This is a genomic window from Priestia sp. P5 (assembly GCF_029522155.1).
Taxonomy (GTDB): Bacteria; Bacillota; Bacilli; order Bacillales; family Bacillaceae_H; genus Priestia; species Priestia megaterium_E.
In genome coordinates, this window is the sequence record NZ_JAKWFJ010000001.1 from 1,731,163 (window position 1) to 1,743,076 (window position 11,914).

General features: G+C 39.5%; 14 protein-coding genes. 13 read left to right on the forward strand and 1 reads right to left on the reverse strand.

What is annotated here, in order from left to right; all coding sequences use genetic code 11:
• Positions 1–131: 131 nt before the first annotated feature.
• From MMB69_RS09510 to MMB69_RS09540, 7 genes are read left to right on the forward strand one after another with little or no spacing between them, the layout of a single operon-like run.
• Positions 132–434: an urease subunit gamma gene (locus MMB69_RS09510; protein ID WP_013057659.1), complete on the forward strand. Its 303-nt coding sequence runs from the start codon at positions 132–134 to the stop codon at positions 432–434.
• A 14-nt stretch (positions 435–448) separates the two neighbouring features.
• Positions 449–775, forward strand: a complete 327-nt coding sequence (locus tag MMB69_RS09515) for an urease subunit beta (RefSeq protein ID WP_013083758.1) — start codon at positions 449–451, stop codon at positions 773–775.
• Between the two features lies 1 nt (position 776).
• Positions 777–2,486, forward strand: a complete 1,710-nt coding sequence (gene ureC / locus MMB69_RS09520) for an urease subunit alpha (RefSeq protein WP_221784774.1) — start codon at positions 777–779, stop codon at positions 2,484–2,486.
• Positions 2,487–2,496: 10 nt separating this feature from the next.
• A complete protein-coding gene (gene ureE, locus MMB69_RS09525; RefSeq protein ID WP_050689807.1) occupies positions 2,497–2,943 on the forward strand; it encodes an urease accessory protein UreE in 447 nt (148 codons plus the stop codon).
• On the forward strand, positions 2,936–3,622 hold the full coding sequence (locus tag MMB69_RS09530) for an urease accessory protein UreF (RefSeq protein ID WP_221784776.1): 687 nt from the start codon (positions 2,936–2,938) through the stop codon (positions 3,620–3,622). The genes ureE and MMB69_RS09530 overlap by 8 nt, the downstream gene beginning before the upstream one ends.
• Before the next feature lie 39 nt (positions 3,623–3,661).
• Positions 3,662–4,276, forward strand: a complete 615-nt coding sequence (ureG, locus tag MMB69_RS09535) for an urease accessory protein UreG (protein WP_013057654.1) — start codon at positions 3,662–3,664, stop codon at positions 4,274–4,276.
• Positions 4,273–5,082 carry an urease accessory protein UreD gene (locus tag MMB69_RS09540; protein ID WP_221784777.1) on the forward strand — a complete coding sequence of 270 codons (810 nt, stop codon included), beginning with the start codon at positions 4,273–4,275 and terminating at the stop codon, positions 5,080–5,082. Before ureG ends, MMB69_RS09540 begins: the two co-directional genes overlap by 4 nt.
• Before the next feature lie 256 nt (positions 5,083–5,338).
• On the opposite strand, the gene MMB69_RS09545 is transcribed toward MMB69_RS09540, so the two are convergent.
• Positions 5,339–5,977: a HoxN/HupN/NixA family nickel/cobalt transporter gene (locus MMB69_RS09545; RefSeq protein ID WP_221784778.1), complete on the reverse strand. Its 639-nt coding sequence runs from the start codon at positions 5,975–5,977 to the stop codon at positions 5,339–5,341.
• Between the two features lie 272 nt (positions 5,978–6,249).
• Here MMB69_RS09545 and MMB69_RS09550 point away from each other — a divergent pair, with 272 nt between their 5' ends.
• From MMB69_RS09550 to MMB69_RS09575, 6 genes are all read left to right on the forward strand, one after another.
• Positions 6,250–6,711: a hypothetical protein gene (locus MMB69_RS09550; RefSeq protein WP_269871565.1), complete on the forward strand. Its 462-nt coding sequence runs from the start codon at positions 6,250–6,252 to the stop codon at positions 6,709–6,711.
• Positions 6,712–6,946: 235 nt separating this feature from the next.
• Entirely contained in the window at positions 6,947–7,714 is a 768-nt protein-coding gene (locus MMB69_RS09555; protein WP_221784780.1) for a carotenoid biosynthesis protein, read from the forward strand.
• On the forward strand, positions 7,711–8,421 hold the full coding sequence (locus MMB69_RS09560) for a lysophospholipid acyltransferase family protein (protein WP_221784781.1): 711 nt from the start codon (positions 7,711–7,713) through the stop codon (positions 8,419–8,421). The genes MMB69_RS09555 and MMB69_RS09560 overlap by 4 nt, the downstream gene beginning before the upstream one ends.
• Positions 8,388–9,527, forward strand: a complete 1,140-nt coding sequence (locus MMB69_RS09565) for a glycosyltransferase family 2 protein (protein WP_260506783.1) — start codon at positions 8,388–8,390, stop codon at positions 9,525–9,527. Before MMB69_RS09560 ends, MMB69_RS09565 begins: the two co-directional genes overlap by 34 nt.
• A complete protein-coding gene (locus MMB69_RS09570; protein WP_221784782.1) occupies positions 9,524–10,984 on the forward strand; it encodes a phytoene desaturase family protein in 1,461 nt (486 codons plus the stop codon). Before MMB69_RS09565 ends, MMB69_RS09570 begins: the two co-directional genes overlap by 4 nt.
• A 132-nt stretch (positions 10,985–11,116) precedes the next feature.
• Entirely contained in the window at positions 11,117–11,845 is a 729-nt protein-coding gene (locus MMB69_RS09575) for a hypothetical protein (protein WP_277447623.1), read from the forward strand.
• The last annotated feature ends 69 nt before the right edge of the window (positions 11,846–11,914 follow it).

Sequence of the window (11,914 nt, forward strand, 5' to 3'; positions counted from 1 at the left end):
CTTTTTTTATCGGAAGAGATAAATTCTTTGTTTTTTGTCAGAAAATTTACTATAATTAGTTATGCATTTGTGTTAGAAAATATCACATTTGATGTTAATAAGAAAATAGATTAGCAGAAAGGAAGCTTTCATTGAAACTTACGTCGAGAGAACAAGAAAAATTAATGATTGTCGTAGCTGCAGATTTAGCAAGACGCCGTCAGACAAGAGGATTAAAACTTAACTATCCCGAGGCAGTAGCTATCATTACATATGAAATTATGGAAGGAGCTCGTGATGGCAAGACGGTAGCACAGCTAATGCGAGAAGGTACCAAGATTTTAAAACGAGAAGATGTAATGGAAGGTATTCCAGAAATGATTCATGATATTCAAGTAGAAGCTACCTTTCCAGACGGAACCAAGCTCGTCACTGTGCACGATCCAATTCGTTAAGAGGAGGGAAAGATATGATTCCAGGGGAATATTTTTTAAAAAAAGACCCAATCACATGTAATAACGGTAAGAAATCAATTAGCGTGACTGTAATCAATAGAGGCGATCGACCTGTTCAAGTAGGGTCCCACTTTCATTTTTTTGAAGTGAATGCTGCGCTCGAATTCCCCCGCGAAGCTTCGCTTGGCTATCATTTAAATATTCCGGCCGGTACAGCCGTTCGTTTTGAACCAGGTGATGCAAAAGAGGTGGATCTCGTTGCTTTCTCCGGAACAAGAGAAATCTACGGTCTTAACAATAAAACAAACAGATCGCTTTCTGATAGAAAGGAAGATGTATAAGATGAGTTTTCAAATGTCGCGACGTCAGTATGCAGATATGTTTGGACCAACCGTTGGAGATGCTGTTCGTTTAGCAGACACAGAGCTATTTATTGAAATTGAAAAAGATTTCACCACGTACGGAGATGAAGTAAAATTCGGCGGAGGAAAAGTCATTCGTGACGGAATGGGGCAGCATCCTCTTGCAACACGAAGCGAAGCAGCGGACTTAGTGTTGACAAATGCAATTATTGTTGATTATACAGGCATATATAAAGCAGATATTGGAATAAAAGATGGACTCATTCAAACCATCGGAAAAGCGGGCAATCCCCTGCTGATGGATGAAGTAGACATCATCATTGGTGCGAGTACAGAAGTGATTGCAGCAGAAGGGAAAATTGTAACCGCCGGCGGTATTGATGCACATATTCATTTCATTTGTCCGCAGCAAATTGAAACTGCTCTTGCCTCTGGAGTTACAACAATGATTGGAGGAGGAACGGGACCGGCCACAGGAACAAAAGCTACCACTTGTACACCCGGAGCGTGGCATATTGAACGAATGCTTGAAGCCGCTGAAGCATTTCCAATGAATATTGGCTTTTTAGGAAAAGGGAATGCAAGTGCGAAAGAGCCTTTAATTGAGCAAATTGAAGCAGGAGCGATTGGACTAAAGCTTCATGAAGACTGGGGAACCACGGCATCTGCCATTAACACAAGCTTACAGGTAGCAGACGAGTACGATGTTCAAATTGCGATTCATACAGATACTTTAAATGAAGGCGGCTTTGTCGAAGATACGATTGCAGCGATTGGCGATCGAGTCATTCATACCTATCATACTGAAGGAGCTGGAGGCGGACATGCACCTGATATTATGGAAATGGCAAGCTTTCCAAACGTGCTTCCATCATCAACTAATCCAACAAGACCCTATACTGTCAACACGCTTGAAGAACATTTAGATATGCTTATGGTATGTCATCATCTTGACCCCTCTGTACCAGAAGACATCGCTTTTGCTGATTCTCGCATTCGCAAAGAAACGATTGCAGCTGAAGATATTTTACACGATTTAGGTGTATTCAGTATGATTTCTTCAGATTCCCAAGCAATGGGACGTGTAGGAGAAGTGATTACAAGAACGTGGCAAACAGCTGACAAAATGAAAAAGCAGAGAGGGAAACTTGATGGTGACAGCGAAGCTGGCGATAACGCACGTGTCAAACGCTATGTAGCTAAATATACGATTAATCCAGCTATTGCTCATGGAATTTCCGAATACGTAGGATCAGTAGAAACAGGGAAAATGGCTGACTTAGTTCTATGGGAGCCAGCTTTTTTTGGAATAAAGCCTGACTTGATTGTAAAAGGCGGTTTGATTGCACACAGCTTAATGGGAGATCCTAACGCTTCAATTCCAACTCCACAGCCGATTTTATACCGTCCGATGTTTGCTTCTTATGGAAAAGCGAGAGCTAAAACGTCTCTTACGTTTGTGTCAAAAGCAGCGTACGAGAACAAAGTGGGCGAGAAACTGGGGTTGCAAAAGCTGCTTAAACCGGTCAAAAATATTCGTCAATTAAAAAAAACAGATATGAAGTTAAACGGGGAAATGCCTAAAATTGAAGTTGATCCCCAAACGTACGAAGTAAAAGTAGATGGACAAATGATTACATGTGAAGCAGCAGAAGTTGTGCCTATGGCGCAGCGATACTTTTTATTTTGAGGTGAAAGAAATGGTAATCGAAAAAATTATCGGAAATATGGCAACATTAGAAAAACGGGCTCCGCATATAGAAAAGGTATATATCGAAAGTGATCACTTAGTAAAACGCGTTCAGCGCGTTGTAACAGATCACGGTAAGGAACTAGGAATTCGTCTAAAAGAAAATCGCGAGCTCACTGATGGCGACGTGCTGTTTATGGATGAAAGCAATATGATTGTTGTGCAGGTGCTGGCAGACGATATTTTGACCATTCAGCCGATTGATATTCAGCAAATGGGAGAAATTGCTCATCAGCTTGGCAACCGACATTTGCCGGCACAGTTTGAAGGTGGAGACATGCTCGTACAGTACGATTATTTAGTCGAAGAATTGCTTCAGCAGCTTGATATTCCCTATAAGCGCGAAAAAAGAAAAGTAAAACAAGCTTTTAAGCATATCGGACACAGTCATGACTAATTCATTGCTTTCGCTGATTCAACTATGTGATTCAAATTTTCCATCCGGTGCATTTTCACATTCGTTTGGCTTTGAAACGTATATTCAGCGAGATCAAATTTACAACACAGAAACCTTTCAAGAAGCGCTTCATACATACCTTGATGTTCAGCTTACGTATACGGACGGCTTAGCATGCAGACTGGCTTATGAGTATGGGGCTCATGACCAGTTTAACGAAATTATGAGAGTGGATCATGAATTATACGCTCTTGCTTTGTCAAAAGAAACAAGAGAAGGGACAAGACGCGTGGGCCAGCGCATGTTAAAACTTTGCTTAGAGTTATTTCAAGGCTCTTATTTAGAAAAGTATATGAGTGAGGTAAAAGCAAAGAAGGCGTATGGACATCCTGCTGTTGTATTTGCGTTAGCCAGCCTGCAGTTAAATATCACAAAAGAAGAGGCAATTTTAAGTCACTTGTACGCTAGCATTTCTTCGTTAATTCAAAATGCTGTTCGCGGCATACCGATCGGTCAAACCGATGGACAAAAAACGCTCGTTCTTTTTCAGCCGCTGCTGCAGCAAGCACTTCAGCATATTTTACAAGCGGATCAAGAGGAATTTGGTGCCGTGACACCAGGGTTAGAAATCGCTCAAATGCAGCATGAACAATTGCATGTCCGATTGTTCATGTCATAAAAAAGGAGGGAAGGCCTTCTAACGATGAAGGCGTAAAAAATGAATGCAATTAAAATTGGAATTGGTGGACCTGTCGGTGCAGGGAAAACAATGTTGGTAGAACGATTAACGCGTGCACTAGAAGGACAGCTAAGCATGGCAGTCGTTACAAACGATATTTATACAAAAGAAGACGCGCAATTTCTAGTAAAAAACAGTATTTTGCCAGAAAATCGTATCGTAGGAGTAGAAACAGGAGGATGTCCTCATACGGCCATTCGAGAAGATGCATCTATGAACTTTGCTGCGATCGATGAGTTAGTGGAACGTCACCCCGATGTTGAACTTATTTTTGTAGAAAGCGGAGGAGATAATTTAGCCGCAACGTTTAGCCCAGAGCTCGTTGATTTTTCGATTTATATCATCGACGTAGCACAAGGGGAAAAAATCCCGCGTAAAGGCGGTCAAGGAATGATTAAATCTGATTTATTCATTATCAACAAAACAGATTTAGCCCCGTATGTAGGAGCCAGTTTAGAAGTAATGGAAAAAGATACAATCCAAGCGAGAGGGCACAAACCTTTTGTTTTCACCAATTTAAAAGAAGATAAAGGGCTCGACCAAGTGATAGAATGGATTAAAAAAGAGGCCTTTTTAATCGGCCTTGAATCATGAGCTACACGGGTTATTTAGAGCTTCGAGCAGAAAGAAACAGTGAGCGAACCGTTATTAAAGATACGTACCATTACGGTGCTTTCAAAGTTGCCAGACCTATTTACATGACTCCTGAATCCCCTTTTGTTTATATGCTTCACGTAGGCGGAGGATACGTAAGCGGAGACAAGTATAAAACGATGATAACGGTAGAGAAAAATGCCCAGCTGACGGCTACTACTCAATCTGCGACAAAGGTATACAAAACACCGAACGAAGCTGTTTTACAAGAAACGTGTATAACCCTTGAAGAACAGGCCATCATGGAATATATACCAGACCCGCTTATTTTGTATGAAAATGCTGCATTTGTCCAAGAAATAACGGTTCGTATGGCACAAAACGCTGCTTTGTTTATGTGTGACAGCATAACTCCGGGGTGGTCGCCGGATGGGCAGCTGTTTCAGTATACCTCTATGCGTTCCAAGCTTAAACTGTATGTAAACGAGCAGCTGAAGGTATACGATCACTTATACTTGAAGCCAGAAAGCCATTTGCGCGGCATGATGAAAATGGAAGGGTATACTCATTTTGGATCGATTATCATTGTTCATCCAAACGCCGACGACGCATTTATAGCGAAAGTACATCAGCTGTGCGAAGAGGCAGGCTGTAAAGTAGGAGCTTCCGCACTTCCGATCCCCGGATGTGCTATTCGAATATTAGCTGCTAGTACACAAGAAGTTGAAGACATAATCACTAAAGTATACGGATTGTTCCGACAGCATTTACTAAAAGCTGAAGTATCACTTTTGCGTAAGTATTAAAGAGGCTGGGACAAAAATATGTTAGTTGAAGTAAGATCCGAACGAGCTGGATTCTTAATGGAGAATCAAATTCGTTCGGATTTTTTTATTGCTAGGGTGAACGTAGGTTTTCTGTATGTAGCTCCTTCTAGCCGTTGATTAAAGGGCAAAGCGACGTCTTGCACAGAAATCAACAGCTGTGGAACAAGCAGTTCAGATCATTTATCCTGCTTGTTCATCTTTAGATTGAATTGTTTTCGTTATGTCTCATTCGCTTTTAGAACCACAGGCTAAACAATCCGTCGCTTACACCTAAATTATACATATAATAAAGGCCAAATATAATGCTGACAGCGCCTGTTACCTGCATTAAGCAGCGGTTTAACGTCACTTGTTTTTTAGTTGTAACGAATGGAATTCCAATGACCGTGGTAAATAACAGCATGCCAAGACAAGTGCCGATTCCAAAAATGATAATGTACAGAGCACCTTGCCATACATGAGTAACGGTGCTCATCGTTAATACAACCATCGCTGCGCTTCCGGCCAGTCCATGAACAAAGCCAACGCCTAATGACTTTAAGTAAGACGTTTTTTCGTGATGCGTATGTACTTGTTTTTTGTAAGACAGAAACGATGTAAAACCGAGGTAAACGAGCATAATGCCCACTAAAAATTCAAGTGACATGCTCATACGTTCAGAAATACTGCTTTTTAATACCATTAAAATCATGCCAAAAATAAACAGCGTAAGCGTATGGCCAATCCCCCAGTATACTCCTGCAAGCGAAGAACGCCACAGCTTTTTACTTTTTGAAGCAATGGTTGATACAGCGATAATATGATCTGGTTCTAGAGCATGTTTGATTCCTAAAAAAAACCCTAGTATTAAAATTGAAAAAAAACTTGTTTCCATGTCAGCTTTCTCATCCTTTCGTACGTATAAAACTAGTATATCGTACGATTTTGTTTTAATAAACAGAAAATTCTAAACGAAAATGTCTGGTCGAATAGCTAAACTATTTATCAATTTACAATAAGTTACAAATATTAAAGGAGATGTAGTATAAAAATTTTACATTTACAAAAACTATGAGTAAATTATTGTGAGGTTGATAACTATGGACAAAATTTCTACTGATATCATGCTGTGGAGTTCTTTTATACGTCAAAATGTTAGGACAGAACGTGACTAGACTAGAAGCTCTTTTATGGAGCATTGCGTTGCCGGGCTTTGGCCAATTACTAAACAAAAAACATATAAAAGGAATTTTGTTTATTGTACTTGAATTCCTCATTAATATGGGCGCAAATTTTAATGAAGGCATTCGCTTAAGCTTTTTAGGAGAAACAAGGCAGTCCCTAGAGGTAATGAACATGCAGTGGTTAATGTTTTATCCATGTTTATATTTTTTTGCAATTTGGGATGCTGTTAAAGAAGCAGAAAACGGAGCATCGAGATTTACATTTATTCCTTTTGTCTCCTGTGCTTATTTTGTTACAGTAGGCATTATGTATTCCTCAGTAACAACCATCAGCGGTGTTTTTATAGGACCAATTTGGCTTCCTATGCTGTCTGTTATACCCGGACTTGTTGTCGGACTCATTGTCAAAAAGCTATTAGAAGTGTATATACATAAGAAAAAATAAACGTCATTACAATCTATACATCAGTAGATTTTAATGGACGTTTATTTTATTTTTGTTTATAAATAAGTAATAAAGTCTCTTATTTAGGGAACGTACTAACAGTGGCTGTTTTTACATAACTTTAAGAGAGCGGGGACTACTCATAAAAAAGAGCACATTGAAAATGGAGAGAATGTGTACAAGCTTATATAATAGCACTTTGACAAAAAGAAGCTGGAGAGAAGGTGGATAGAGGATGATCACAAATGGTATTTATCGTTTTTTTCTCGTTTGGTACGTATGCGGAGTCGTCTTGCTTTCCTTCGATTTGCTGCCTTTATGGTTAGAATGGGCAAACGCGGTTTTTTTACACTTGAGCAGTCTTCTTTCTCTTATTTATCTAGCTAAAGCTTATGGAGTAAGGCGGGCACTGCTCGTTGCAATATTTGTGACAGGTGCATCTATTTATGTCGAAAGTCTAGGTGTTAAGTATGGATTTTTATTTGGATCCTACGATTATGAAAAAGATTTTGGCGCCAAAATTTTAGGGGTTCCTCTGACCATTGGTTCAGCTTGGTTTATGGTTGTGATCACAAGCAGAATATTAGCTCTGGGAATTATGAAACGTATGGAACTGCCGTTTATTGTCCGTGGAATTGCCTATGCAGTCATTAGTTCGCTTTTTGCTGTTATTATGGATTTGGCTATTGATCCCGTTGCCTATGTTGTTAAACAATATTGGGTGTGGGAAGGGGACAGCTTTTATTATAATATTCCTTTATCAAATTTCTCCGGCTGGTTTTTATTGTCTTTCTTCATTCAGCTGGTCGTATATTTCTTTTTAGCTAAGGTTTCTAAAGAAGAAGAGCCGGTATGGGAAAGAAGAATGGTGTTTTTGTATAGTGCAGTCGTCATGATGTTTGTAATTGTAGCGTTAGTAAATGGCCTGTGGCTTGTCGTATGGCTGACAATGATTCCTTTTCTTATCCTTTATATTGTGTATAAAAAGGAGACTCGCCTATGATTTACCCGAAGAAAAACTCAATATTTGAGCGATTTTTTCAATTGTTTGTCACATATCAGCTTAAAAAGCAATTTTATCGTATTCATTTACATATAGAAGGGCTCCCAAAAGATAAAAAAATTTTATTAATTGCTAATCATTCCAGCTGGTGGGACGGTTTAGTGACATTTTATTTAAATAACGCAGTATTAAAAACAGATCTATATGCTATGATGTCCGAACAAGGAATGAAGGATTTTCCTTTTTTTCAACGAATCGGAGCTTTTTCAGTAAATGCAGCGTCTCCGAAGCATACGGTGGAATCGTTAAGGTTTGCCAGTAAGCTGTTAGAAGAGAAAAAAGCGGTGCTTATTTTTCCTCAAGGAAAAGAAGAGCATCTTGAAAAAAGACCGTTAACTTTTTCTGAAGGACCTGCTTTTCTTCTAAAGAAGCATTCTGACATTGAAGTTATTCCCATTACGTATTATTATACGTTTCGCCATGATCAGCGACCGGAGCTTTTTATCTGGGTAGGGCAAGCTGTTTTTTACGACTCAGCTAAGGCAAGAGAAGAGATAACCAACACGCTAGGCGGTGCAGTCACTGCTCAGCTCGATCATCAAAAACAGAAAATAATCCAAGAAAACGATGAGGAATTTACGGTTTTATTAAAAGGAAAAAAGACGCTTAGTGAATGGTTAACGTGGTGGAAAGCGAAGGTGAAATAATGATTTACTATATGCTTTTATTTATTTTTATGCTGCTTCTAACCATTGTAAATATTCAAGCAATGCCTAAATTAAAAAGATACGAGCCGGATTCCAAAACACCTCAGCCTCTCATTTCTATTTTGATTCCAATGCGAAATGAAGAACGAAATGTAAAGCGAATCATTTCCTCTATTAAAGGATTAACGTACAGCAATCTAGAATGTGTCATACTAGACGATCAGTCCACAGATCAAACACGGACACAGCTGTTGAAAGCAATTCACGCTGATCCGAGGTTTACCATCATAGACGGAAAAGCGCTGAGAGAGGGCTGGGTCGGAAAAGTTCATGCCTGTCACCAGCTGTCGCAAGCTGCAAATGGAGACTATTTATTGTTTGTAGATGCCGATGTAGAACTAAAAGAACGTACGCTAGAACATACTTTAGCCACAGCACAAGCGACAAAAGCCGCTCTTTTAACAGGTTTCCCTCGTTTTCCCGTAAAAACGTGGTTAGAAGCATTGGTCGTTCCTCTTCAGCATGTGGTTGTTTTTAGTTATTTACCGGTTGTCGTAGCTAATCGTAACAAGATGAGCAAAGCTTCAGCGGCTCACGGCGCTTTTATGTTTATAAAAAAAGAAGCTTACGAGGCCGTAGGAGGACATGAAGCCGTCAAATCTTCACTAGTAGAAGATGTACACCTAGCCCAGCTTTTTAAGCAAAAGAAACATCGCGTCATTTTAGCTAATATTACCTCTCATGTTAGCTGTTATATGTATGAAACAACAGAAGAAGTATGGAACGGTTTTGCTAAAAACATCTTTGTAGGTCTGGGCCGCTCCGCTAAAGCAGTTTGGGTACTAAGCGTTTTTTTTGCCTGTTACTATGTGCTGCCGCTTCCTTTTTTTATAGCAGGAGTATTCACAGGCAACATGCTTTGGATTCTTCCTTTTTGCATTATGCTTTTTCAGCGGTTTTTAATTGACCGGTCGGCTCAGCAAAAAGGGCTTTTGTTTTGTACGATGCCCGCGTCGGCAATTGTGCTGATGCTGCTGATGAATCATTCCATGAAGCGTGAACGAAAAAAGCAGGGATATGAATGGAAAGGAAGGCATTATCAATGAAAAAAGTACTAATAGTCGGGGCAGGATTGGGCGGATTAGCTGCAGGAGTTCTTCTTCAAACAAAAGGGTTCGATGTCACAATTGTGGAAAAAAACGAGCATGTAGGCGGAAAAATGATGCCTGTGCAGCTAGGAGAGTATTCTTTTGATTTTGGGCCTAATACCATTACAATGCCCGAAGTTTTTCAGTGGTTATTTGAGCAAGCGGGTGAACGTCCAGAAGACTATATGCCTCTTGTCAAACTAACCCATCATACGAATAATTTTTTCACCGACGGCTCACAATTTTCCATGTCTATAGACGAAAGAAAAATGATTCAGCAGCTTGAACTTCTCGATCCCTTTGCTGCGGAGCAATACCCTGCCTATTTAAAAGAAGTAAAAAGAATATACGACATTGCAAAAAGCCAATTTTTCTACCGGACATTTTCATCGTGGAAAGATTACACAAACCCTTCATTATTAAAAGCATTGCTGCAAGTAAGGCCGTTTGAAACAGTAGATACGTTTCATCAGCGTTTTTTTCGAAACGAAAACATTCGAAATGCATTTAATCGATATGCAACCTATATCGGATCTTCACCTTATACATCACCCGCTACGTTTTCACTGATTGGACACTTAGAAATGAATGATGGGGTGTACTATGTAAAAGGAGGAAATACTAGAATTGCAAAAGGGCTGGGGCATGTGTTCCAAAAAGCCGGAGGAAAACTGTATACAAGCTGCAGCGTTACTGAAATAATCATAAAAAATAAACGGGCTGTCGGAGTGGAAGTGAATGGAGAAGAAAAGATAGACGCGGATATTGTTATTGTAAACGGGGACTTGCTAAAAGCCTATCCGGCACTCGTAAAAGAGCAGGATAGACCTCATTTTAAAAACAAAAAAACAGCTGAATTTGAGCCTTCCATATCAGCTTATGTGATCATGGCAGCAGTTAAGAAGCGCTTTTCTCAGCTGATTCATCATCAAGTGTACTTTTCTCAGGATTACAAGCAGGAATTCTATGAACTATTTCAGCAAAAAACGCTTCCAACCGACCCTACCATTTACGTTTGTAATTCTTCGTATACCGATAACACGGTAGCTCCGGGTGATAATTTATTTATTTTAGTGAATGCCCCTGCTGTAAAAGAAGAGAATCAAGAAAAAATGAAAGCTTACAGAAAAGTTGTCTATCGCAAGCTTTCTCAGTTTGGTCTAGATATTGAGCCCTCGCTTGTACATGAACGAATTGTTACTCCATATGAAATTGAACAAACCTTTGGTGCATTTAAAGGCGCTTTGTACGGCGTGAGTTCAAACCGGAAAATGGATAGTTTTCTTCGTCCAAGCAACGTCTCAAAAGATGTTAAAAACTTATATTTTGTAGGAGGAACGACTCACCCTGGAGGAGGGTCTCCTATGGTCACAATTAGCGGCATCAATGTAGCTACGCTTATTTCATCTTCCTAATTGATAAATCAGGATTGTCAAAAAGTTTAGTTTTTTGGTACTATAAGAAAGGACAGAGGCTGTTAACCACCTGTTCTCGCGGATGGAAAAAAATGTTACATAATGAAGTTGAAAAGGTGATTACATAACTATATGATTGTATTTACGTGTCTTATTATTATCATAAGCATTATTCGTCCGTACTTGGAGAGCGTGACTGTTAAGCGAATTGCTTCAGAAGGCAAAAAAATTCGCTACTACAAAGAACAGTTCTTTTTTTATGTGCTAATTTTACTATTTTATATTGCGGTGATGGTATACCATAGGGTTCCAATTTCTATGTTAGGATTGCAGGGAGTATATCTGGATACGATTCACCGGACGGCTCCGTATCCAGCATGGATTGAATATTTGCTGCTTTTAATCTTTGCAGGCTTTATTATTCTTTCCATTATGCTTCAATGGATGAAAGATCATGGAGAAACGGTTTTTGTGGAACAGGAGATGCCCACGTCAATTGAGGCAACCGTTCCTAAAACAGAAAGAGAGCAAAAGTGGTGGCTTGCATACAGCGGTATTTCCAGCTTCGTAGAAAGCACCGTCTATTTTCCTAGCTTTTATTTATATAGTCACTATGTATTAGCCATTGAAAACACATGGGTGTTGGCTATTTTAATTGGTATTGGTTATTTCCTATCACAGCTAGCTTTTCAGCGTGACCGTTTGAGTGTCCAGACGCTGTTAGTTGGTATCGGGCTAGGCGCTTTATTTATCATGACGAAGTCAGTTGTCATCATGGTCTTGTACTATGGCTTTAGCTTTTTGATTTATGATATTTACCAGCAAGATCGCAATCTAGTAAAAAGCACAGATGATCACTAAGAAACAACACGGCATAAAGCCGTGTTGTTTCTTTTTTTTATAATTTATAAAAAAAGCTTGAAAAGCGCT

What these genes read in the sequence shown, in the direction of transcription:
- MMB69_RS09570 (WP_221784782.1), top strand. Translation starts at nt 9,524, where the DNA reads ATGAAAAAAGTACTAATAGTCGGGGCAGGATTGGGCGGATTAGCTGCA.
- ureG (WP_013057654.1), top strand. Translation starts at nt 3,662, where the DNA reads ATGAATGCAATTAAAATTGGAATTGGTGGACCTGTCGGTGCAGGGAAA.
- MMB69_RS09565 (WP_260506783.1), top strand. Translation starts at nt 8,388, where the DNA reads ATGGTTAACGTGGTGGAAAGCGAAGGTGAAATAATGATTTACTATATG.
- MMB69_RS09575 (WP_277447623.1), top strand. Translation starts at nt 11,117, where the DNA reads ATGATTGTATTTACGTGTCTTATTATTATCATAAGCATTATTCGTCCG.
- MMB69_RS09540 (WP_221784777.1), top strand. Translation starts at nt 4,273, where the DNA reads ATGAGCTACACGGGTTATTTAGAGCTTCGAGCAGAAAGAAACAGTGAG.
- MMB69_RS09560 (WP_221784781.1), top strand. Translation starts at nt 7,711, where the DNA reads ATGATTTACCCGAAGAAAAACTCAATATTTGAGCGATTTTTTCAATTG.
- MMB69_RS09515 (WP_013083758.1), top strand. Translation starts at nt 449, where the DNA reads ATGATTCCAGGGGAATATTTTTTAAAAAAAGACCCAATCACATGTAAT.
- MMB69_RS09545 (WP_221784778.1), bottom strand. Translation starts at nt 5,977, where the DNA reads ATGGAAACAAGTTTTTTTTCAATTTTAATACTAGGGTTTTTTTTAGGA.
- MMB69_RS09530 (WP_221784776.1), top strand. Translation starts at nt 2,936, where the DNA reads ATGACTAATTCATTGCTTTCGCTGATTCAACTATGTGATTCAAATTTT.
- ureC (WP_221784774.1), top strand. Translation starts at nt 777, where the DNA reads ATGAGTTTTCAAATGTCGCGACGTCAGTATGCAGATATGTTTGGACCA.
- MMB69_RS09555 (WP_221784780.1), top strand. Translation starts at nt 6,947, where the DNA reads ATGATCACAAATGGTATTTATCGTTTTTTTCTCGTTTGGTACGTATGC.
- ureE (WP_050689807.1), top strand. Translation starts at nt 2,497, where the DNA reads ATGGTAATCGAAAAAATTATCGGAAATATGGCAACATTAGAAAAACGG.